Source organism: Nocardioides sp. Root151 (assembly GCF_001427925.1).
Taxonomy (GTDB): Bacteria; Actinomycetota; Actinomycetes; order Propionibacteriales; family Nocardioidaceae; genus Nocardioides.
In genome coordinates this window covers 528,239-548,326 of sequence record NZ_LMGG01000004.1, presented here as the reverse complement: position 1 = coordinate 548,326, position 20,088 = coordinate 528,239, and the positions used below count along the sequence as shown (strand labels likewise).

At 68.5% G+C, this 20,088-nt stretch carries 20 protein-coding genes and 4 tRNA genes; 13 read left to right on the top strand and 11 right to left on the bottom strand.

Translation table 11 applies throughout. The annotated features are described in order from the left end of the window. Positions 1-3: 3 nt before the first annotated feature. Genes ASD66_RS11120 through thrS form a run of 3 tightly spaced genes read right to left on the bottom strand, consistent with a single transcriptional unit; the run spans position 4 to position 3,299 of the window. Positions 4-765: an inositol monophosphatase family protein gene (locus ASD66_RS11120; protein WP_056890970.1), complete on the bottom strand. Its 762-nt coding sequence runs from the start codon at positions 763-765 to the stop codon at positions 4-6. Then, a complete protein-coding gene (locus ASD66_RS11115) occupies positions 762-1,295 on the bottom strand; it encodes an HIT family protein (RefSeq protein ID WP_056677369.1) in 534 nt (177 codons plus the stop codon). The genes ASD66_RS11120 and ASD66_RS11115 overlap by 4 nt, the downstream gene beginning before the upstream one ends. A 12-nt stretch (positions 1,296-1,307) precedes the next feature. Then, positions 1,308-3,299: a threonine--tRNA ligase gene (gene thrS, locus ASD66_RS11110; RefSeq protein ID WP_056890969.1), complete on the bottom strand. Its 1,992-nt coding sequence runs from the start codon at positions 3,297-3,299 to the stop codon at positions 1,308-1,310. Positions 3,300-3,523: 224 nt separating this feature from the next. On the opposite strand from thrS, the gene ASD66_RS11105 reads away from it, so the two are divergent. Further along, positions 3,524-5,479: a sulfatase-like hydrolase/transferase gene (locus tag ASD66_RS11105; protein ID WP_056890968.1), complete on the top strand. Its 1,956-nt coding sequence runs from the start codon at positions 3,524-3,526 to the stop codon at positions 5,477-5,479. Between the two features lie 29 nt (positions 5,480-5,508). Further along, positions 5,509-6,081: a dihydrofolate reductase family protein gene (locus ASD66_RS11100; protein ID WP_056890967.1), complete on the top strand. Its 573-nt coding sequence runs from the start codon at positions 5,509-5,511 to the stop codon at positions 6,079-6,081. Positions 6,082-6,292: 211 nt separating this feature from the next. Here ASD66_RS11100 and ASD66_RS11095 read toward each other — a convergent pair. Further along, positions 6,293-6,367 (bottom strand) — tRNA-Val (locus ASD66_RS11095). A 151-nt stretch (positions 6,368-6,518) separates the two neighbouring features. Here ASD66_RS11095 and ASD66_RS11090 point away from each other — a divergent pair. Further along, on the top strand, positions 6,519-6,950 hold the full coding sequence (locus ASD66_RS11090) for an SsgA family sporulation/cell division regulator (protein ID WP_162250913.1): 432 nt from the start codon (positions 6,519-6,521) through the stop codon (positions 6,948-6,950). 15 nt (positions 6,951-6,965) lie between these two features. Here the strand turns inward: ASD66_RS11090 and ASD66_RS11085 are convergent, their stop codons facing one another. After that, positions 6,966-7,787: an aminotransferase class IV gene (locus ASD66_RS11085; RefSeq protein ID WP_056677358.1), complete on the bottom strand. Its 822-nt coding sequence runs from the start codon at positions 7,785-7,787 to the stop codon at positions 6,966-6,968. A gap of 128 nt (positions 7,788-7,915) precedes the next feature. Between ASD66_RS11085 and ASD66_RS11080 the strand changes: the two genes are divergently transcribed. The 4 genes from ASD66_RS11080 (at position 7,916) to ASD66_RS11065 (ending at position 9,363) form a co-directional block, all read left to right on the top strand. Beyond that, positions 7,916-7,988 (top strand) — tRNA-Gly (locus ASD66_RS11080). Positions 7,989-8,008: 20 nt separating this feature from the next. Beyond that, positions 8,009-8,079, top strand: a tRNA-Cys gene (locus ASD66_RS11075). A 42-nt stretch (positions 8,080-8,121) separates the two neighbouring features. Next, positions 8,122-8,193, top strand: a tRNA-Val gene (locus ASD66_RS11070). Positions 8,194-8,385: 192 nt separating this feature from the next. After that, the gene (locus ASD66_RS11065; protein WP_056890966.1) at positions 8,386-9,363 is read left to right on the top strand and encodes a hypothetical protein; all 978 of its coding nucleotides are present in this window, start codon (positions 8,386-8,388) and stop codon (positions 9,361-9,363) included. Positions 9,364-9,523: 160 nt separating this feature from the next. Here the strand turns inward: ASD66_RS11065 and ASD66_RS11060 are convergent, their stop codons facing one another. Beyond that, positions 9,524-10,138: a helix-turn-helix domain-containing protein gene (locus ASD66_RS11060; RefSeq protein ID WP_056890965.1), complete on the bottom strand. Its 615-nt coding sequence runs from the start codon at positions 10,136-10,138 to the stop codon at positions 9,524-9,526. Positions 10,139-10,142: 4 nt separating this feature from the next. After that, a complete protein-coding gene (locus ASD66_RS11055; RefSeq protein WP_056890964.1) occupies positions 10,143-10,574 on the bottom strand; it encodes a VOC family protein in 432 nt (143 codons plus the stop codon). 152 nt (positions 10,575-10,726) lie between these two features. Between ASD66_RS11055 and ASD66_RS11050 the strand changes: the two genes are divergently transcribed. Further along, a complete protein-coding gene (locus tag ASD66_RS11050) occupies positions 10,727-11,674 on the top strand; it encodes an acyl-ACP desaturase (RefSeq protein WP_056890963.1) in 948 nt (315 codons plus the stop codon). A 24-nt stretch (positions 11,675-11,698) separates the two neighbouring features. Here ASD66_RS11050 and ASD66_RS11045 read toward each other — a convergent pair whose 3' ends face one another. Next, positions 11,699-12,076: a winged helix-turn-helix transcriptional regulator gene (locus ASD66_RS11045; RefSeq protein ID WP_235530051.1), complete on the bottom strand. Its 378-nt coding sequence runs from the start codon at positions 12,074-12,076 to the stop codon at positions 11,699-11,701. A 96-nt stretch (positions 12,077-12,172) separates the two neighbouring features. Between ASD66_RS11045 and ASD66_RS11040 the strand changes: the two genes are divergently transcribed. Beyond that, positions 12,173-13,039, top strand: a complete 867-nt coding sequence (locus tag ASD66_RS11040) for an SDR family oxidoreductase (protein WP_056677338.1) — start codon at positions 12,173-12,175, stop codon at positions 13,037-13,039. Positions 13,040-13,072: 33 nt separating this feature from the next. On the opposite strand, the gene ASD66_RS11035 is transcribed toward ASD66_RS11040, so the two are convergent. Both ASD66_RS11035 and ASD66_RS11030 read right to left on the bottom strand, forming a co-directional pair. Beyond that, positions 13,073-14,167: a potassium channel family protein gene (locus ASD66_RS11035; protein ID WP_056679267.1), complete on the bottom strand. Its 1,095-nt coding sequence runs from the start codon at positions 14,165-14,167 to the stop codon at positions 13,073-13,075. A 91-nt stretch (positions 14,168-14,258) separates the two neighbouring features. Then, a complete protein-coding gene (locus tag ASD66_RS11030; RefSeq protein WP_235530050.1) occupies positions 14,259-15,353 on the bottom strand; it encodes a YihY/virulence factor BrkB family protein in 1,095 nt (364 codons plus the stop codon). Between the two features lie 17 nt (positions 15,354-15,370). Between ASD66_RS11030 and ASD66_RS11025 the strand changes: the two genes are divergently transcribed. From ASD66_RS11025 to ASD66_RS11015, 3 genes are all read left to right on the top strand, one after another. Then, positions 15,371-17,005 (top strand): acyl-CoA dehydrogenase family protein, encoded by a 1,635-nt coding sequence (locus ASD66_RS11025; protein WP_056890962.1) that lies wholly within the window; start codon positions 15,371-15,373, stop codon positions 17,003-17,005. Next, the gene (locus ASD66_RS11020; protein ID WP_056890961.1) at positions 17,002-17,394 is read left to right on the top strand and encodes a hypothetical protein; all 393 of its coding nucleotides are present in this window, start codon (positions 17,002-17,004) and stop codon (positions 17,392-17,394) included. The genes ASD66_RS11025 and ASD66_RS11020 overlap by 4 nt, the downstream gene beginning before the upstream one ends. A gap of 94 nt (positions 17,395-17,488) precedes the next feature. Continuing rightward, positions 17,489-17,839, top strand: coding sequence for a YciI family protein (locus ASD66_RS11015; RefSeq protein WP_056890960.1), 351 nt, complete (start codon positions 17,489-17,491; stop codon positions 17,837-17,839). Positions 17,840-17,929: 90 nt separating this feature from the next. On the opposite strand, the gene ASD66_RS11010 is transcribed toward ASD66_RS11015, so the two are convergent. After that, a complete protein-coding gene (locus ASD66_RS11010) occupies positions 17,930-19,339 on the bottom strand; it encodes a cation:dicarboxylate symporter family transporter (RefSeq protein ID WP_056890959.1) in 1,410 nt (469 codons plus the stop codon). A gap of 168 nt (positions 19,340-19,507) precedes the next feature. On the opposite strand from ASD66_RS11010, the gene ASD66_RS11005 reads away from it, so the two are divergent. Further along, entirely contained in the window at positions 19,508-20,071 is a 564-nt protein-coding gene (locus tag ASD66_RS11005; protein WP_056890958.1) for a hypothetical protein, read from the top strand. Positions 20,072-20,088 lie beyond the last annotated feature (17 nt).

Below are 20,088 nucleotides of genomic sequence, written 5' to 3'. Positions count from 1 at the left end.
AGGTCAACCCGCGTCGAGAGCCGCGCACACCTCGTCGACGGCAGTGGGCACCCCGGCCACGGACCAGACCACTCCTGCTGCCGTCGTACGGCGGGCGGCGCCGCCCACACCCCGCACGATCGCAGAGCCGGGCAACCAGTCCCATGCCGGCACCGAGTGCTGGAAGAGCACGTCCATCTGCCCCCTGGCCACGGCCATGTGGTCCATCGTCCCGGAGCCGAGCATCCGCAGCGTCGCGGCGCCGTCGACCGCCCGTGTGAAGGCGGCGCCGACCTCGCCGGCGTAGAACGGGGGATGCAGGTACGTCGAGGCGCACGACTCCGCCAGCGGCCTGTCCTCGATCCGCGGAAGCAACTCCCCGTTGCGAGTCGACGGGAGGTCCGGCCCGCCGACGTACACCTCGTCACGCGCCGGGTGGTGGACCGCGCCGAGCAGCACGTCGTCGCGGTCCGTCAAGGCCAGGGCAGAGCACCACCAGTCCATGCCGCGGAAGAAGTTGTAGGTGCCGTCCACAGGGTCGATCACCCACGTGCGACCGGACGTACCGACATGGTCGGTGCCCTCCTCCCCCACGATCGAGTCGTCGGGGCGGGCCTCACGAAGGGCGCGGACGATCAGGGCCTCGGCGGCGTGGTCGGCGGCCGTGACGATGTCGGCCACGTTCGTCTTCTGCTGCGAGCCGAGACCGTCGGACCGCATGCGCGCGGCCAGTTGCCCGGCCTCACGCACGAGCCGGCCGGCGAGTTCCGCGTCCGGGACCGTCATTCGGCTCTGGCCCACGCCTCGGCCAGCAGACGTCGGGTGTCCTGGAGGAGCTGCGGAAGGGTCTTGGTGCCACCGACGACGGTGATGAAGTTGGAGTCGCCCGACCAGCGGGGTACGACGTGCTGGTGCAGGTGGTCGGCCAAGGAACCGCCGGCCGGGCCGCCCAGGTTGAGCCCGACGTTGAAGGCGTGCGGGTTGCTGACGCCCCTGATCACCCGGATGGCCCGCTGGGTGAGGGCCATCAGCTCGGAGGACTCCGGTTCGGTCAGCTCCTCGAGCCCGGCCACGTGCCGGTAGGGAACCACCATCAGGTGACCCGGGTTGTAGGGATGCAGATTGAGGACGGCGTACGCCTGCTCACCCCGGGCGACCACCAGGGACTCCTCGTCGGACAGTCCCGGGATCGAGCAGAACGGGCAGCCGTCACCCTCCGTCGCCGTGCGGACGTAGGCCATCCGGTGGGGGGTCCAGATCCGTTCCAGGCCGTCCTGCTCCCCCGGCCCCTGCTGGTGGAACCCTTCCGACGCCACCGCGGCGCCCCCTCAGACCTGTTCGCGTGACTCGACGGCGGCGGCCACCCGGGCGATCGCCTCGGCCAACGGCACCCCGTTGTCCTGGCGGCCGTCGCGGTAGCGGAACGACACCGCACCGGCCTCCACGTCGGCGTCGCCGGCAATCATCATGAACGGCACCTTCTGCAGCTGCGCGTTGCGGATCTTCTTCTGCATCCGGTCGTCGGACAGGTCGACCTCGGCGCGCAGTCCCTGCGCCTTCATGGTGCGGGCCACCTCGAGGAGATAGTCGTTGTGGCGCTCCGCGATCGGGATGCCCTGCACCTGCACCGGCGCGAGCCAGGGCGGGAACGCGCCGGCGTAGTGCTCGACCAGCACGCCCATGAACCGCTCGATCGAGCCGAACTTGGCCGAGTGGATCATCACCGGCTGCTGACGCGTGCCGTCGGCGGCGACGTACTCGAGGTTGAACCGGTCGGCCGACGGCTGGTTGAAGTCGTACTGGACGGTGCCCATCTGCCAGGTGCGGCCGATCGCGTCGCGCGCCTGCACGGAGATCTTCGGGCCGTAGTACGCCGCGCCGCCGGGGTCGGGAACCAGCTCCAGGCCGGTGGCCGTGGCCACCTCCTCGAGGACCTTGGTGGCGATCGCCCAGTCCTCGTCGGAGCCGATGAACTTGTCCTTCGACGCGTCTCGGGTCGACAGCTCCAGGTAGAAGTCGTCGATCCCGAAGTCGCGGAGGAGCGACAACATGAAGTTCAGCAGGTGCGCCACCTCGTCGGGCGCCTGCTCGGGGGTCACGTACGAGTGCGAGTCGTCCTGCGCGAAGCCGCGCACGCGGGTCAGGCCGTGGATCACGCCGGACTTCTCGTGCCGGTAGACGTGGCCGAACTCGAACAGGCGCAGCGGCAGCTCACGGTAGGAACGCTGCCGCGAGCGGTAGATCAGGTTGTGCATCGGGCAGTTCATCGCCTTGAGGCGGTAGTCCATGCCGTCGACGTCGAGGGGCGGGTACATGCCCTCGCCGTAGTAGGGCAGGTGCCCGGAGGTGTGGAACAGCTCCTCCTTGGCGATGTGCGGCGTACCGACGTAGTCGAAGCCCTCCTCGATGTGCCGCTCGCGGACGTAGTCCTCCATGGCGCGCTTGATCACGCCGCCCTTGGGGTGGAAGACCGGCAGGCCCGACCCGATCTCGTCGGGGAAGCTGAACAGGTCCAGTTCGCGGCCGAGCTTGCGGTGGTCGCGGCGCTCGGCCTCCTCGATGCGGTGGAGGTGCTCCTCGAGGGCCTCCTTGGTCTCCCAGGCGGTGCCGTAGATGCGCTGGAGCTGCTTGTTCTTCTCGTCGCCGCGCCAGTACGCCGCCGCACTGCGCATCAGCTTGAACGCCGGGATGCGCTTGGTGGTGGGCAGGTGCGGGCCACGGCAGAGGTCCTTCCAGATCGTCTCGCCGTTGCGGTTCAGGTTGTCGTAGATGGTCAGCTCGCCCTCGCCGACCTCGACGCTCGCCCCTTCGGCCGCATCCTCGGCCTTGCCGCCGCCCTTGAGGCCGATCAGCTCGATCTTGTAGGGCTCGTCCTGGAGCTCGTTGATCGCCTCGGCGTCCGGGATCGGACGGCGGGAGAACTTCTGGCCCTCCTTGATGATCTTGCGCATCCGCGACTCGATCTTGACGAGGTCCTCGGGGTGGAACGGGGTCTCGACGTCGAAGTCGTAGTAGAAGCCGTTCTCGATCGGCGGCCCGATGCCGAGCTTGGCGTCGGGGAAGAGGTCCTGGACGGCCTGGGCCAGCACGTGCGCGGTGGAGTGGCGCAGGATGTCGCGGCCGTCGGCGCTCTCGATGACCACGCCCTCGACGACGTCACCGTCACCGAGCTCGTAGGCGAGGTCCTTGAGGGCGTCGCCGACCCGGGCCGCGATCACGGTCGGGTCGTCCTTGAACAGCTCCCAGGCCCGGGTGCCCGTCGTCACGGTCTGCTCCTCGCGCGCATCGGCGTGGGCGAGGACGACGTGGATGTCGGACACTGGTTCTCCTTGGTGGGGCGTGCGGTGGTGTCGCCGGTCCGGCGACAGGGCGATCGTATCGGCCCGGCCAGCCGTGGCGCCCTCGGGTTTCCGTCCCGCCGACGGCGCACCCGCGCGACTGTCCACGGGTCGGTGGGTCAGCCGTTCCGTCTTTCCACGGACGCCTACCATCGGCATGTGCTCGGGCGAACTTGTGCGGGCGTATCCCGCGGACTGAGGACTTGATGCAGAAGAGCAAGCGCGCGTTGCTGGTCGGACTCGCCGTGGCCCTGGTGGCCTGCGGTGGATATGTCGTCTACGACAGGGTCAACGACGACGGACCGGTGAAGAAGACCGAGGTGGTCCTGCCGCAGTCGCCGTACGACTCCGGCAAGGACGAGCCCCGCAAGACGCGGGTCTACGTCGACAACTCGGGCCCGACGGTCAGCGTCTCGGTGCGTACGGCGACGAAGCCGTGGACCGACCAGCTCTCCGTGACGGTCAACGGCAGGACCACGGAGCTGCGGCGGGGCCGGATCCCACTCGGCGGCTGCGCCCCGCATGTGGTGGCCGAGCCCACCTCGATGCTGACCCGCCTCGACTTCGACCGCACGTGTGTCAAGAAGTCGGCGGACCTCAAGGTCTCGGTGGCCGTCGACGGTGCCGGTCCGGTGCGCGCCACGGCGGCCGAGACCGCGAAGCCGAACGTCCTGATGATCATGGTCGACGACATGCGCGCCGACGACCTGCGCTACATGCCCAACGTGCAGAAGCTGATCGGCAAGCAGGGCGTCAACTTCACCAACGCGTTCGCCAGCTTCCCGTTGTGCTGCCCTGCCCGCGCCTCGGTGATGTCGGGCCAGTACCCGCACAACCACGGCGTCTGGTCCCATGACCCGCCGTGGGGCTTCCCGTCGTTCGACGACGCGGAGACCTTCCCGGTGTGGCTGACGGCCGCCGGCTACCGCACGACGTACCTCGGCAAGTACCTCAACGGCTACGGCAGCCAGCCCGAGCCGGGCAGGACCACGGGCACGTCCACGCAGTACGTGCCCCAGGGCTGGGCGCTCTGGAACGGATCCATCGACGGCGGCCTCTCCCCCTCGGACCCCGACGACGGCGGTACCTACCGCTACTGGGACACCACGCTCAACAACAACGGTGACGGCTACATCTCGCTCAAGGGCAAGTACCAGACCAACGCGTACGCCGACATGACCAACGAGATGGTCTCGGAGTCCGCAGCCGCTGACGACCCGTTCTTCCACTACGTCTCGTTCACCGCACCCCACCACGGCGGTCCGCACGAGTCCGACGACCCGCCGGACGTCAAGACGCCGGCCCGGCCCAAGCGCATGCGCGGTGCCTTCGACGACATCATCAAGAAGGCACCCGGTGCGACTTGGAAGGACCCCGACCGCCAGGCCGACAAGCCGAAGCGGCTCCAGGGCCACCCGTCCAAGGACAAGATGAAGCAGGTCCTCCAGCTCACCCGCCAGCGCGCCGAGTCGTTGTACGTCGTCGACGGCGCCGTGAAGCGGATGATCGCCAACCTGAAGAAGACCGGCAAGCTCGACAACACCGTGGTCGTCTTCACCAGCGACAACGGCTACTTCCTCGGCGAGCAGGGCATCCCCACCGGCAAGGTGCTCCCCTACGAGCCGTCCCTGCGGGTGCCGCTGCTGATGCGCGGGCCGGGCATCCCCAAGGGCGAGGTGCGCACCGACCCGTTCCTCTCGATCGACTACGCCTCGACGTTCTCCGACCTCGGCGACGCAAAGGTCGGCCCGGCCGTCGACGGTCGCAGCATGCTCGACGTGGTCCGCCTGGGCGACGAGACGAGCGGCGACTCCTGGAGCCGGGTCGTCCTCACCGAGACCACGCCGACCAACGCGGTCCGCGACGCCCTGGCCGCGAAGCAGCCGGTCGGAGCCCGCACCGCCGAGATGATGCTGGGCAAGGTCACCGGCATCCGGACCGGGCAGTACCTCTACACCGAGTGGCAGGCCGAGCCGGGCGACCCGAAGTCCAACATCCGCCAGGAGCTGTACGACGTCCGCGGCGACCCCAACGAGTACGAGAACCTGGCCCTCGACCCGAAGCAGGAGTCGCTCCTCGCCGAGTTCCACAAGATCCTCGTGCGGGCCCGCACCTGCGTCGGGCCCGAGTGCGAGTTCCTGCTGCCGCGCAACCTGCGCTGAGCCCCACTCACGGGGCGTAGCGTCGGGCCATGGTCCGGACGCAGTACTACACGGCGACGAGCGCCGACGGGTTCATCGCCGACGCCGACAACTCGCTGGACTGGCTCTTCGAGGTCCCGCACGACGACGACGCCGACGCCGGCGGCTGGGACGAGTTCATCGCCGGCGTCGGCGTCATGGCGATGGGGTCGACGACCTACGAGTGGGTCCTCGAGCACGACCAGATCCTGGCCGACCCGGCGAAGTGGAAGTCCTACTACGACGAGCGCCCGTGCTGGGTGTTCACGCACCGGGAGCTGCCACCGATCCCCGGCGTCGACATCCGCTTCGTCTCCGGCCCGGTCGAGTCGTCGTACGACGACATGGTGGCGGCCTCCGACGGCCGCAACCTCTGGGTCGTGGGCGGCGGCGACCTGGTCGGGCAGTTCGACGACGCCCGGCTCCTCGACGAGATCATCCTCAACCTGACGCCGGTGTTCCTCGGCTCCGGCGCCCCGCTGCTCCCCCGCCGGATCACGTCGTCGCGGGTCCGGCTGCGGTCGGCGTACGCCGAGGGCCAGCGCGTCCGCATCACCTTCGACGTCAGTCGCGACCCGTCGTGAGTTCCAATCGACCTGTCGCCAGTTTCGATCGACCCGTCGCCAGTTCGGCCGAGCTCCAAGCAATCACGGCAGGTCACCCGGAACGCAGCACGACAAAGGCCGGCTTCCCTTGGGGAAACCGGCCTCTGACCTGCAAGAACGTGGTGGGCGATACTGGGTTCGAACCAGTGACCTCTTCGGTGCAAACGGCAGAGCCGCGCTACCTCTGCGGTGGTGGGCGATACTGGGTTCGAACCAGTGACCTCTTCGGTGTGAACGAAGCGCGCTACCACTGCGCCAATCGCCCGCAGGTGCGCCGGAAACACTAGCGCATGGTCCCGGGCATCACGGAATCCACCCCCGTTCGGAATGTGACCCAGATTTCATCTTGACACGCGTCATGATTTTCGCGGCTGTGCGTTTCATCCCTGACACCCCAGTTCCAGGGAGGACCCGAGATGCACTTCGACCGAAGCCGCTCAGCCGACACCGTGACGCAGGAGATCACCATGCGTTGTGTCGACGCCGACGGCGAGACCGTCGTCCTCGAAGCGACCCTCGGGTACGACGCGGCCGACCCCTACGCCGTCACCGCGACGTTCCGCACCGAGATCTGCGAGGTCGTGTGGACCTTCGCCCGCGACCTCCTGACCCGCGGCCTGACCGATCCGACCGGTGAGGGCGACGTGCACGTCTGGCCGTGCCTCGACGCCAACGGTCGGGCGGTCGTCATCATCGAGCTCTGCTCCCCCGACGGCGAGCTGCTCGTGCAGGCGCCGACGACCGAGATCACGAAGTTCGTGAACCGGACCCTGGCCCGCGTGCCGGTCGGCACCGAGAGCACCCGCATCGACGTCGACGAGCTGATCGACCAGCTGCTCGCCGTCTGAGCAGACTGAGCTGACTCACGGGTCGAGCTGAGCGACCTCCTGGCGAGCCCACACCTCGGCGACCTCCTTGGTGACCGGACCGGGCGCCGGATAGTCGCGCCCGTCGAGCCGGTGCACGCCCTGCACGTCACGGGTCGTCGAGACCAGGAACATCTCACTGGCCCCCTCCAGCACGGACAGCGGCTCGTCGACCTCGCGACCGCCGTACCACTCGAGCACGAGCGCCCGGGTGACGCCGGCGAGGCAGCCGCTGGCCAGGGTCGGCGTCCGCAGCTCGCCGTCGACGACGTAGAAGAGGTTGCTGCCGGTGCCCTCACAGATGTTGCCGGCGAGATTGCCGAACAGCGCCTCGGTCGCCCCCTTCTCGGCCGCGTGGGCCAGCGCGACGACGTTCTCGGCGTACGACGTGGTCTTCAGCCCGGCCAGCGCCCCGCGCTCGTTGCGCGGCCACGGCACCGTCACCAGCGACGTCGTCGGTGGGTAGGGGTCCATCGACGCCGCCACGACGACCAGCGTCGCGGGCGCGTCGCCACGCCCGGACCCGAGCGGCGCGACTCCCCCGGTATAGGTGATCCGGATCCGCCCCAACGGCAGGTCCTGACCCTCGAGCGCCTCGGCGACCGCACCCCGCACCTGGTCGAGGTCGACCGGCGGCAGACCGAGGCCCTTGGCACTACGAGCCAGGCGCTCGACATGCCGCGTCAGCGCGAACGCCTGACCGTCCATGACCTTGATCGCCTCGAAGACTCCGTCGCCGACCGTGAAGCCGTGGTCGGACACGGTCACCGCCGGAGCCTGCGGGTCGGTGAGCAGATTGCCGTTGATCCATACGCGCATGACTGCAATCTATCGGGGCGTACGGCGACCCGACAGACCGGCAACACGCAGTTCCGGACCCCGATTTTGCGTGTCTGGGGGTCTCGGCTAATGTTCTCTTCGCACCGCCGGTCAGCCGGAGGTCGCAAGCGGACATAGCTCAGTTGGTAGAGCGCAACCTTGCCAAGGTTGAGGTCGCGAGTTCGAGTCTCGTTGTCCGCTCGGAGAGTTTCTGCCTCCACGGTGGAGTGGCCGAGAGGCGAGGCAACGGACTGCAAATCCGTCTACACGGGTTCAAATCCCGTCTCCACCTCGATAGCCCGATCTGCCGGAATGTGGGATCTTGGGACATCACGGGCGATTGGCGCAGCGGTAGCGCGCTTCCCTGACACGGAAGAGGTCACTGGTTCAAACCCAGTATCGCCCACAGAGAAACAGCAGGTCAGAGGCCCTCTCGAGGGCCTCTTTCCAATTCTGGGAGCATACCTGTCGCGGTCGGGCTCGGCCGTTCCTCGCCAGCCGCAGTGGCCGCACTTTCGATCCAGTCGTCCCGCGGAGTAGCGACGCGGCCACCGAAATCGGCGCGCCGATCGGGACTTCTGTCACTACGGTTCGAGTCATGGCGATCTTCCAAAAGCGCAAGCGTGCCGAGCATCGGTTCGAGCACGTCGGGGCGCTCCAATCACCTCCTGGCTTCGACGAACTAATCACCGTGAGCGCCGCACCATCGGGTCCCGTCGCTCTCTGGGCGGATGCCACTGCCCGGAGCGATATCGAGGCGCACTTCGAAAGCCTTGGCTCTGCCAGCTTCCCCGAGACTCGCACGTCGTCTCGGCCCCAGGTGGCCCTGTGCGCGTACCGCTCTGCCTCCATGGCACCCGCGCACGCTGTGGTCCTGGAGGAGCTGCCGATTGCCCATCCGCTCATACAGGAGCTGCCCAACGGAGACTTCCTCGTCGTTGGCGCAAGGTGTGCGTGGCGTCCTGAAGGACCAGAGCGCAACGCCCTGATCGTCGGGCACGACGGCGCAGTCGTGCACGAGGGCACGCTGGGCGACGGAATCGAGCACATGCTCGTTGACGACAGCGGGGGGATCTGGGTCGGCTACTTCGACGAAGGGATCTTCGGCAACTTCGGCTGGGGCAGCCCCGGACCCGAGCCCCTGGGATCGGCGGGCATAGTCCGATGGTCACCCATGTTCGAGAAGCTGTGGGAGTACGAGGCGATCGACGACTACTGGCTCGCCGACTGTTATGCGCTCAACGTCGATTCCGATCGAGTCTGGGCTTGCCCCTACACGGATTTCTCGATCCTGGAGATCGCCTCCGACCAGGCCACCGCTCGCGCGACGACTGACGTCAGTGGCCCGCGCGCGCTGCTTATAGCCGGTGAGAAGGTGGCGCTGATGGGCGACTACAAGTTCGGCGGATCGCTTCTGCTCGGGAACCTGGACAACCTGAGTCGTCTCAAGAAGAGCGAAATCGGGATACCTGACGGCCGTCGGATGCCTCCCGGCACGCTGGTCTGTCGCGGCAGCGTTGCCCACTTCTTCGTCGACGCGGACTGGTTCACCTTCGACCTGGCACGAGCGATCTGACCACACGGGGAGTCCATGACCCAGGAGAGGACGGGATGAGGAATTGAGATGAGGCGAAGACGGAGACAGTTCCAGTGACCTCGGATTCCGCCTTCGGTACTCGTCACCCAGGCGGCGCGCAGCGACGTAGTCGCCATTCGAAAGCGTTGTCCTGAAGGGTTCAGGTGGACAGCAGGACGGACCGCACGAACTCCACAGGCGTCTTCGCGGAGTTCTCGTAGGAGTAGGGCCGATCGCTGCGCAACAGAGCCGACTCCCCCGCACGGATGACCACTCGCTGGTCGTCGACGAAGACAGTCAACTCGCCCTTGAGCACGTAGAACAGCTCCTGCGAACGCGCGGGGTCGGCGTGGCCGCGGTAGCTGTCCCCGGGCACCAGCCTCCAGCGCCACAGGTCGACCACTCGCTCGTCGGCGGACTCGAGCAGGTGCGCGGCACTGCCCGGCTCACCGGTCCACACCAGGACGTGCGCGTCGCCACCGTGCACCGTGATCGGCTGCTCGGGCTCGCGGGCAGCAACGAGGGCAGCGAAGTCAGTGTCGAGCTGACGCGCGATCCGAGTCACCGTCACGAGGCTGGGGTTCGCCTGACCCAGCTCGATCTGGGTCATCAGCCGGCGACTGATCCCGGATCGCTCGGCGAGCTGCTGGACCGTCATCGACTTCCCGGCGCGCAGCTCCCGGACCCTGCCGCCGAGTCGACCCAGCAGGTCGTCGTCGAGCGCTCCGTGATCGGTGAGGTGTGCGGCATCGGTCGCACCCCCGGAGTGCTCCATGCGTCTACTCCGCGAACAGCTGGTCGATGTCGCGGAACGCCTTGAACTCCAGCGCGTTTCCGGACGGGTCGAGGAAGAACATCGTCCACTGCTCTCCGGGCTCCCCCTCGAACCGCACGTAGGGCTCGATGACGAAGTCGGTGCCCGCTGCTGTGAGTCGGTCAGCCAGCTCGCGGAACGCGTCGACAGCCAGGACCAGCCCGAAGTGCGGGACGGGCACCTGATGGCCGTCGACAAGATTGGTGCCGGCCACGGCGTTCACGTGCTCGTCGACCTGGTGCGTGACGACCTGGTGGCCGGCCACGTTCCAGTCGGTCCATCGCTCGGCCGAGCGCCCTCGATCGAAGCCGAGCACCTCCCCGTAGAAGCGACGAGCCGCGTCGATGTCGTGGACCGGGAGCGCGAGATGGAAGGGTGGAAGCGTCGTGGAAGTCATGTGCGCACGATACTGCTCACCTGTGACACTTTCAATGCGCATCTAGCTCCTAGGTGCTCCCCGGCTCCCTGCCCGCTCCGGCCTGCGAGTCCCCGCACGACATCGCCCCGGGGCCTCTGGTCACCGAACCACGGTGGGTGTAGGCATGGTTCATGGCTGCTCTCGAAAGTGCCCACCTGCTCGCAGAACTCGAATCGACGGTCGAGGACAACCTCAACCGACACCTGGCCACGGCAGACGAGTGGATGCCGCACGAGTACGTGCCCTGGAGCCTCGGCCGCGACTTCGCCGACCTCGGTGGCGAGCCGTGGGAGCTCGCGCAGTCACGACTGTCCCCCATCGCTCGTACGGCGCTCGAGGTCAACCTGCTGACCGAGGACAACCTGCCGAGCTACCACCGCGAGATCGACCGGGCCTTCGGTCGCGAGAGCGCCTGGGGCACCTGGGTCAACCGCTGGACCGCCGAGGAGGGTCGCCACGCCTTCTGCATCCGCGACTACCTCCTCGTCACTCGCGGTGTCGATCCGGTCGAGCTCGAGCGGGCCCGGATGGAGACCATGGAGGTCGGCTACGACTCCGTCGACAAGCCGTTGCTCAACGTCTGCGCCTACGTGTCCTTCCAGGAGCTCGCAACCCGGGTCTCGCACCGCAACACCGGGCGCTACACCGAGGAGCCGGTCGCCGAGAAGCTGCTCTCCCGGGTCGCCAAGGACGAGAACCTGCACATGATCTTCTACCGCAACATCGTCACCGCGGCCCTCCAGCTCACGCCGAGCCAGACGATGCGCGCGATCACCGAGGAGGTCGTCGGCTTCCAGATGCCCGGCAACATCATCCCCGGCTTCTCGCGCAAGGCGGTGGCGATGGCCAAGGCCGGGATCTACGACCTGCGGATCCACCACGACGACATCGTCACTCCGCTGCTGCGACAGTGGGGCGTCTGGGATCTCGAGGGCCTCGACGCCGACGGGGAGAAGGCGCGCGAGGAGCTCGCGGCCGCGGTCGCCGCCCTGGACGCCGAGGCGGCCAGGTTCGTGGAGCGCCGAGCCGAGGCAGCCGCCAAGAAGGCAGCCCGTACGTCGGCACCGCAGGTCACCTGATCGCGCAGTGCCCGGGCCTCGTGCTCAGGTCCGCGCAGAGATGATCCGGTCGGCGTTGGTGCCGACCCAGCGCATCAGGGGCAGCAGGTGCCCGTGGACCTCCCGGCCGGCCTCGGTCAGGTTGTACTCGACATGTGGGGGCACGACCGGCTGCGCGACCCGGCGGACCAGCCCGTCGGCCTCCAGGGTCTTCAGCGTCTGGGCGAGCATCTTCTCGCTGATCCCCTCGATGCAACGGCGCAGCTCGCTCCAGCGCAGGGTGTCGGTGCCCAGCGACAGGAGCACCAGCACGCCCCACTTGCTCGTGACGTGATCGAGGAGGGTGCGGCTCGGACACTGGGCCTGGAAGACTCCGCCCTCCAGGCCCGGGATGTCCCTCAACGGCGACTCGCTAACTTTCACGTCAGTACCTTACTCCAAAGTGCGTACTGTGGATTGGGAAGTATGGCGACCGGTCGCTCGTTCCAGTCGGTGAAAGCATCCACCGAAAGGAACCCCATGTCCTACATCGTCATCGGCGCCACGGGCCAGCTCGGCACACTCACCGTCGACGCGCTGCTCGACCGCGGCGCCGCGCCGCACGACATCGTTGCCGCCGGACGCAATGCCGACAGGCTCGCCGCCCTCGCGGCCCGGGGTGTCCACACCCGGTCGATCGACCTCAGCGATCCCGCGAGCCTGGCCGACCTGTTCTCCCGCGACGACACCGTGCTGCTGATCTCGGGCAACGAGCTGGGCCAGCGCGTCGTACAGCACGGCAACGTGATCGACGCCGCCAAGGCAGCGGGCGTCAAGCGCCTCGTCTACACGAGCGCGCCGAAGGCCGACGACACGGCGCTCGTCCTGGCCCCGGAGCACAAGGCCACCGAGGAGCTCATCGCCGCCTCCGGACTGCCGGCCACCATCCTGCGCAACGGTTGGTACACCGAGAACTACCTCCAGGCCGCCGAGCAGGCCCGCCAGACCGGCGTACTCCTCACCAGCGCCGGCGAGGGCCGCATCTCCAGCGCCAGCCGCAGCGACTACGCCGAGGCGGCCGCGGTGGTCCTGCTCGACGACAGCACGGCCGGCCGGACCTTCGAGCTGTCGGGTGACACCTCGTGGGACCAGCAGGAGCTGGCAGACGCGATCGGGCAGGCGACCGGTCGCGAGGTCGCCCTCCAGTCGGTCACGCCCGACGAGCACCAGCGGCTGCTGGTCGCCGCCGGCCTCGACGAGGGCACGGCCGGATTCGTGGTCGCCCTCGACGGCAACACCCGCGACGGGCTGCTCGGGGTCACGAACGGCGAGCTGAGCGCGCTGATCGGCCACCCGACCACGCCCCTGGTCGACGGACTGCGTGCGGGCGTCGCCGCGACGGTCTGAGACCGGCCGGCGAGGACGACTCAGCCTCGAGGCTCAGTCGTCCTCGTCGGCGGTGTCCTCGTCGTGGGTGCCGGGACGCGGCGCCCACGGCTGCTCCTTGGCCGGGCGTACGACGATCAGCCGGTCGCCGCGCGCCAGCTGGGTCACCACCGGGTCGAAGTAGCGGTAGACCTGCTCGTCGCGGACCACCGCGATGACCTGGTCGGGAAGCGACTGCGGCTGCTTGCCGACCTCCTTGACCAGGAGGTCGCGCTCGGCGACCTCGAGGCCGGCGCCGTAGGTCATCAGGTCCTCCATGACCTCCCCCAGCGTCGGCGACATGGACGAGAGGCCCAGCAGGCGACCCACGGCCTCGCTGGAGGTGACCACCGCGTCGGCACCACTCTGGCGGACCAGGGGCACGTTGTCCTGCTCGCGGACCGCGGCCACGATGTAGGCGTCGGGGTTGATCTGGCGCACGGTGAGGGTCGCCATCATCGTGTTGGCGTCGTGGTCGGTCGTGATGATCACCTGGCTGGCCCGGCCCACACCGGCGCGACGCAGCACGTCACGGCGGGTGGCATCGCCGGCGAGCACGGCCAGGCCGTCGGCGTTGGCCTCGTCGCGTGCGCTCGACCTGGGGTCGACCACCACGATCGTCTCGGGGTCCCTGCCGTTCTGGACCAACGTGTTGGCGGCACTGCGGCCCTTGGTGCCGTAACCGATGACGACGACGTGATCCTGCATCTTCTTCCTCCACCGGGCAACCCGGAACATCTCTCGGCCCTGGGCAGCGAGCACCTCGAGCGTCGTACCGATCAAGAGCACCAGGAACGCGATGCGTGCCGGCGTGATCACGAAGGCGTTCACCAGTCGTGCTGACGTCTCCACTGGCGTGATGTCGCCGTACCCGGTCGTGCTCAGTGTGACGGTCGTGTAGTAGATCGCATCGACCAGGTCCACGGCGCCCGTCGGGTCGTTGGCGTCGCGGTATCCCTTGCGGTCGAGCCACACCAGGAGCACGGTGCCGGCCAGGATCCCGAAGGCCAGCAGGAGACGCCGGCCCAGCTCCCACCACGGGGAGCGGGCACGGGCCGGGAGCGCGACGCCCTGGAGCACTCGTTGGACCGTCTGCTCGTCGTGCTGCATCACCACACCCCGCTCGAGGGCGCGGCAGCCACCCCGGGGACGCCGTCGAATCGTGTGGACACGGGCGTCAGTGTGACACGGCTCGGAGGCCTCATTGCGGCGGCGTGCCCTCCACGGGGCGCTCGACAAGGCGCTTCGCCTGGCGTTCGGGCGTGGCCTTCGCCGGGCGTTCGTCCTTGGGCTTCGCCGGCGCCTCCTGGTCGGGCTTCGCCGGGCGCTCGTCCTTGGGCGAGGTGTAGCGCTCAGTGAGGCGCGACGGGAGCACGGCATTGATCCGCTTCATCAGCTCGGTGCGGGCCCGCTGCGTGGAGTTCTGTGGGAAGACCGCGTCACACGCCGCGTTCAGCGCGGCCCCGATCAGCACGGCGATCGAGACCAGGTAGAGCCACAGGAGTACGGCGATGGGCGCGGCGAGTGGTCCGTAGACGGACTTGGAGTCGGCGGCGGTCACAGTGAGGACCCAACGGAGCAGGTAGGAGCCGAAGACCCAGCTGACCAGGCTGAACGTGGCGCCCGGCAGGTTGTATCGCCAGGCCGTCCGCACCGGGACGGACACGTGGTAGAGGGTCGCGAGGAAGCAGATGCACAGCACGATCACGATCGGCCAGTAGAGATCGGCCAGGAAGCCCAGGCGCTCGGGCAGCCAGTGACCGACCAACTGCGGCCCGGCCACCACGAGTGGGATCGTGATCACGCCGGTGACCAGTCCGAGCACGTAGAGGCCGAACGAGAGCGCCCGGGTCTTGACGATCCCGCGGTGCCCGCCGAGTCCGTGCATGATCGTGATGGTGTCGACGAAGACGTTCAACGCCCGGGAGCCCGACCACAGGGCCAGGATGAATCCGATCGAGATGACGTCGAAGCGTCCGCCCGCCAGCACGTCGTCGAAGGTCTTGACGATGATGTTGTTGACCGCACTGTCGGTCAGGGCCCGGCTGGAGAGATCGATCACCGCCTGCCGCACGTCTTCGACCTGTGCGTCGGTGAAGTTCTCCCCCACGTAGCCGATCGAGCCGGCCAGCGCGAAGATCAGCGGCGGCATGGAAAGGACGGCGAAGAACGCGGCCTCGGCGGCCAGTCCGGTCACGCGATAGCGCATGCAGGTCGACACCGTCGTCACGACCAGTCGCCAGAACAGCCGGGCCAGGCGACGCGTGAGCCCGTCCTGCTTGATCGTGGCGGACATGGGCCTACGGTATCGACATGGGCACCGACATTCGCGCAACGACGAACCAGGCACCACCACTTTCCGGTCACAACGTGGTGGCGTCCGACACGGCACTCACCGACGCGGTCACCCGCCACGCGGACGCCTCGGTCGTCGGCGACCTGCTCGACCTCGGTGCCGAGGCCGGCTCCGAGGAGGCCCGGGAGCACGGCATGCTGGCCAACAGGTTCCACCCCGAGCTGACGCCGTACGACCGCTACGGCAACCGGATCGACGAAGTGGAGTTCCACCCGTCGTGGCACTGGCTGATGGAGCGCGCGGTCGGCCACGCCCTCGCCGCGGCGCCCTGGGAGTCCGATGCGGCCCACGCCCACGTACGCCGGGCCGCCGGCTTCTTCGCGTGGTCGCAGACCGAACCGGGCCACGGCTGCCCGATCTCGATGACCTACGCCTCCATCCCCGCCCTGCGCGCCGACGAGTCGATCGCCAAGGCGTGGTCGCCCCTGCTCGCCTCGACGACGTACGACCCCGGTGTCCGGGCCCCGTCGTCCAAGAAGGGCGCCCTGGCCGGCATGGGCATGACCGAGAAGCAGGGCGGCTCCGACGTCCGCGCCAACGTGACCGAGGCGCGGCCCACGTCGGTCGAGGGCGAGTACACCCTGCACGGCCACAAGTGGTTCACCTCGGCGCCGATGAACGACATGTTCCTGGTGCTCGCACAGACGGCCGGTGGCGTGACCTGCTTCGTCGTACCTCGGGTGCTGGAGGACGGCACCCGCAACCGACTCGACGTCGTGCGTCTCAAGGACAAGCTCGGCAACCGGTCGAATGCGTCGTCCGAGCTGGAGTTCAATGGCACGTGGGCCCAGCGGCTCGGCGACGAGGGCCGCGGGGTGCGCACGATCATCGAGATGGTGGCCGCCACCCGACTCGACTGCGTGATCGGATCGGCGTCGCTGATGCGCCGCTCGCTGGCAGAGGCCGCCTGGCACGTGTCGCACCGGTCGGCCTTCGGCTCCCTGCTCGTCGACAAACCGCTCATGCAGAACGTCATCGCCGATCTCGCCGTGGAGTCGGAGGCCGCAACAGCACTGGCGATTCGTCTCGCCGCGGCCGTCGACCGGCCCCACGACCCGCACGAGGCGGCACTGCGTCGCATCGCGTTGCCCCTGGCGAAGTTCTGGGTCTGCAAGCGGACTCCGTTCATGGTGGCCGAGGCGCTCGAGTGCCTGGGCGGCAACGGGTACGTCGAGGAGTCGGGCATGCCACTGCTGTTCCGCGAGTCGCCGCTGAACTCGATCTGGGAGGGCTCGGGCAACGTCAACGCGCTCGACGTCCTGCGTGCCCTGGCGAAGGAACCCGAAGCGCTCAACGCGTGGATCACCGAGGTGGGGCTGGCCCACGGCGCCGACCCGCGCCTCGACGCAGCGGTGGCCAACACCCTTTCCCTGCTGGGAGATTCGGGTTCGCTCGAGGTCTCCGCCCGGCGCCTGGCCGGCCAGATGGCCGCCTGCCTTCAGGGATCGCTGCTGGTGCGCTTCGCTCCTCCGGAGGTCGCCGATGCGTTCTGCGCGTCGCGCCTCGGCACGACGTACAACGGCACGTTCGGCACGCTGCCCGGTGGCGACCTGCGCGCCATCGTCGACCGCACGACGCCCACGCTCCCTTGAGCCTGTCGACCGAGGCACACCTCGCCATTGCCGGAGCAGGGCTCGCCGTCGGCATCGGCGGTGTGCTCCTCGCCCGACGCGCGCCCCGGCACGTCGGCCCGGTGCTGCTCCACTTCCTCGGCTTCGGCACCTTCGCCGGCGCCAGCCTCAATGCGATGGACAGTGCACGCCTCAGTGATCGGGCCCAGGGTCTGTGGCTCTACGGCTTCGTGGCCGTGGTCGCGTGGGCCGTCCTCTTCCTGGCACGGCACTCGGAGCCGAATCGCGGAACCCGGGCCGCGGTCCTGGCGATCGGGGCGTTGATGACGGTCTCCTTCGCCTGCCTGCTGCTCTGGGACTTCGACCTCGGCCGCTGGCTGCCGAACCGCGTCGGCATCGGCTCCGACTGAAACTCCCCGGAGTGGCCTGTCGATTTCCAAGGTCGTCGTCCGTCAGGGTGATGAGGTCGCCACCGCGGCCGCACCACACCCGGAAGGAACCACGATGAGCCGCTACCTGATCCTGCTGCCCGCTCCCGAGGCGGAATGGGCCAATCTGCCGCCCGAGGTGCACGAGAAGGGCATGGCCTCGCACGGCCAGTTCCACAAGGACCTGGCCGAGGGCGGCCACACCTTGGTGCTCGGCCATCCCCTCGAGCCCTCTGCCCAGGCCACCTCGATGCGCCCCGACGGCGCGGGTGGCGCGTTGGTCACCGCCGGACCGTTCACCGAGTCGGCGGAGCAGATCGTGGGCCTCTACCTTGTCGAGACCGACGACGAGGCCGGCCTGCGCAAGGCGTGCGAGGAGTTCTCGGCCCGGGGCGAGCTGATCGAGTTCCGCAAGCTGGCCGAGTGAGTCCACGACCGACGGCCTGACGCACCGACGGGCTCGACGCCCGGGGTCTCCCCCGAGCGTCGAGCCCGTCCGCGTAATCGCCCGTCCTGGCTAGACGTCGGCGGTCTCGCGGCGTACGGCGGGCACCTGGACGTCCGAGGCCTGCTCGGCGGGCGCCTGCGGCTCCGCGGTCTCGTGGTCGTCGACCATCGTGGTCTCGTCGAACGGCTCCTGGCCGGCCAGCACCCGGTCCATCCGCGCCCTGTCGAGGCCCCCGGTCCATGAGCCGACGAGCACCGTGGCCACGGCGTTGCCGGCGAAGTTCGTGACCGCGCGGGCCTCGGACATGAACCGGTCGATGCCGACGATCAGGCCGACTCCGTCGAGCAGCTCCGGCCGGTGCGAGCTGAGCCCGCCGGCCAGGGTGGCCATGCCGGCACCCGTGACGCCGGCCGCGCCCTTCGAGGCGATCATCATGAACAGCAGCAACGAGACCTGCTCGCCGATCGACAGCGGGTCCCCCAGCGCGCTGGCGATGAAGAGAGACGCCATGGTCAGGTAGATCGCCGTGCCGTCGAGGTTGAACGAGTAGCCGGTCGGTACGACGACGCCGACGGTCGGCTTGTCGACACCGGCGTGCTCCATCTTCGCGATGAGCCGCGGCAGGGCGGACTCCGACGAGGAGGTCGACACGATCAGGAGGAACTCCCGGGCCAGGTAGCGCAGCAGGGAGAAGATGTTGATGCCGGTGGTGACCTTGAGCAGCGTGCCGAGCACGACGAAGACGAAGAGCGCGCAGGTGACGTAGAAGCCGATCATCAGGACGGCCAGGCTCTTGAGGGCGCCCGCTCCGGTCTCGCCGACGACTGCGGCGATGGCACCGAAGGCACCGATGGGAGCCGCCCACATGATCATCGAGAGGACCCGGAAGACCAAGCGCTGCAGGTGACCGACCCCGCGGAGCACCGGCTCACCGCTCCGGCCCATGGCCTGGAGGGCGAAGCCGACCAGGAGCGCGATGAGCAGGGTCTGGAGCACCTCGCCGGAGGTCAGCGACGACAGCATCGAGTCGGGGATGATCCCGACCAGGAAGTCGGTGGTGCTGCCATGGGCGCCCGCCGCCTGCTCCTGACCGGCGCCGGCGCTGCTGGCGTCGAGGTGGAGGCCGGATCCCGGGTGGAGGACGTTGCCGACCAGCATCCCGATACCCAGCGCGACCGTGGACATCACGGTGAAGTACGCGAGCGCCAGTCCGCCGACCTTGCCGACCTTGGCGGCGCTGCGCACCGAACCGACGCCGAGGACGATCGTGCAGAAGATCACCGGCTGGATCATCATCTTGATCAGGCCGACGAAGGCGGTGCCGAGCGGCTTGAACTCCACCGCGAGATCGGGCGCGACCATGCCCACGGTGATCCCGAGGCCGACCGCGGCGATCACCGCCAGGTAGAGGTAGTGCGTCCGGTCCTTGCGCCGGGAGACGCCGGGCGGCGTCCCCTGGTTCTCGGTGATGGTGCTCATGTGTCCTCCAGAGTGGGTCCGGGTCGATTTCCCCGTGCAGCCATGCTCTGCGGTCCTGTGACGCCCGTCACTGTTGTGTTCGTTGAGTTCACTGCTTGACTTTTTCGTCAGTGTCCCTGACTATTTTTAGTCAGGGACACTGACCATTTTGCGAAAGGAGGACCTGCCATGCGCCGCTTCAAGGTCACCCTGACCGCTCTCCTCATCGCCGTCGTCCTGGTCACGTGCGCTGACTACGCAACCTTCGCCGCCACCGGCAGAAGCCTGGTCCTCGGCAAGGTCAACACGGCGGACCGACAGACCGTGGTCGCCCGAACCACGACGGGCCCGGTGCTGCGGCTCACCACCAGGACCCGCAGCAGCGCTCCGATGATCGTCAACGGCACTGGCCGGGTGACCAACCTCAATGCGGATCGGATCGACGGCAAGGACGCCTCGGCCTTCGCGCCCTCCTGGTCGACGCCTGTTGCCGGCGCCCACGTCACCGGCGCACTCCCCCCGAGCGTCCAGCACGCATTCGGGATCCCCGCGGTGACGTGGTGGGCATCGAACGGCTGGTACCTCGTGACCCTCTCCCAGCCCTTCGACCGCACGAGATTCGTGCCCGTGGTGGCCCACTCGTGCGGCAACCTGACGACGAGCTTCACCAGCATCAACGACAAGCTGGTGGTCCAGTTCGGCGGCGGCGTCCCCTGCGACGACTTCAACGTCCTCGTCTTCAAGCTGCCCTGACCCACGCGCACGTGTTC

Coding starts and splice junctions, on each gene's coding strand:
- ASD66_RS11065 (WP_056890966.1), top strand. CDS start 8,386: ATGGCGATCTTCCAAAAGCGCAAGCGTGCCGAGCATCGGTTCGAGCAC.
- ASD66_RS11060 (WP_056890965.1), bottom strand. CDS start 10,138: ATGGAGCACTCCGGGGGTGCGACCGATGCCGCACACCTCACCGATCAC.
- ASD66_RS11085 (WP_056677358.1), bottom strand. CDS start 7,787: ATGCGCGTATGGATCAACGGCAATCTGCTCACCGACCCGCAGGCTCCG.
- ASD66_RS11050 (WP_056890963.1), top strand. CDS start 10,727: ATGGCTGCTCTCGAAAGTGCCCACCTGCTCGCAGAACTCGAATCGACG.
- ASD66_RS11015 (WP_056890960.1), top strand. CDS start 17,489: ATGAGCCGCTACCTGATCCTGCTGCCCGCTCCCGAGGCGGAATGGGCC.
- ASD66_RS11120 (WP_056890970.1), bottom strand. CDS start 765: ATGACGGTCCCGGACGCGGAACTCGCCGGCCGGCTCGTGCGTGAGGCC.
- ASD66_RS11105 (WP_056890968.1), top strand. CDS start 3,524: ATGCAGAAGAGCAAGCGCGCGTTGCTGGTCGGACTCGCCGTGGCCCTG.
- ASD66_RS11025 (WP_056890962.1), top strand. CDS start 15,371: ATGGGCACCGACATTCGCGCAACGACGAACCAGGCACCACCACTTTCC.
- ASD66_RS11040 (WP_056677338.1), top strand. CDS start 12,173: ATGTCCTACATCGTCATCGGCGCCACGGGCCAGCTCGGCACACTCACC.
- ASD66_RS11010 (WP_056890959.1), bottom strand. CDS start 19,339: ATGAGCACCATCACCGAGAACCAGGGGACGCCGCCCGGCGTCTCCCGG.
- ASD66_RS11030 (WP_235530050.1), bottom strand. CDS start 15,353: ATGTCCGCCACGATCAAGCAGGACGGGCTCACGCGTCGCCTGGCCCGG.
- ASD66_RS11100 (WP_056890967.1), top strand. CDS start 5,509: ATGGTCCGGACGCAGTACTACACGGCGACGAGCGCCGACGGGTTCATC.
- ASD66_RS11055 (WP_056890964.1), bottom strand. CDS start 10,574: ATGACTTCCACGACGCTTCCACCCTTCCATCTCGCGCTCCCGGTCCAC.
- ASD66_RS11035 (WP_056679267.1), bottom strand. CDS start 14,167: ATGCAGCACGACGAGCAGACGGTCCAACGAGTGCTCCAGGGCGTCGCG.
- ASD66_RS11090 (WP_162250913.1), top strand. CDS start 6,519: ATGCACTTCGACCGAAGCCGCTCAGCCGACACCGTGACGCAGGAGATC.
- ASD66_RS11005 (WP_056890958.1), top strand. CDS start 19,508: ATGCGCCGCTTCAAGGTCACCCTGACCGCTCTCCTCATCGCCGTCGTC.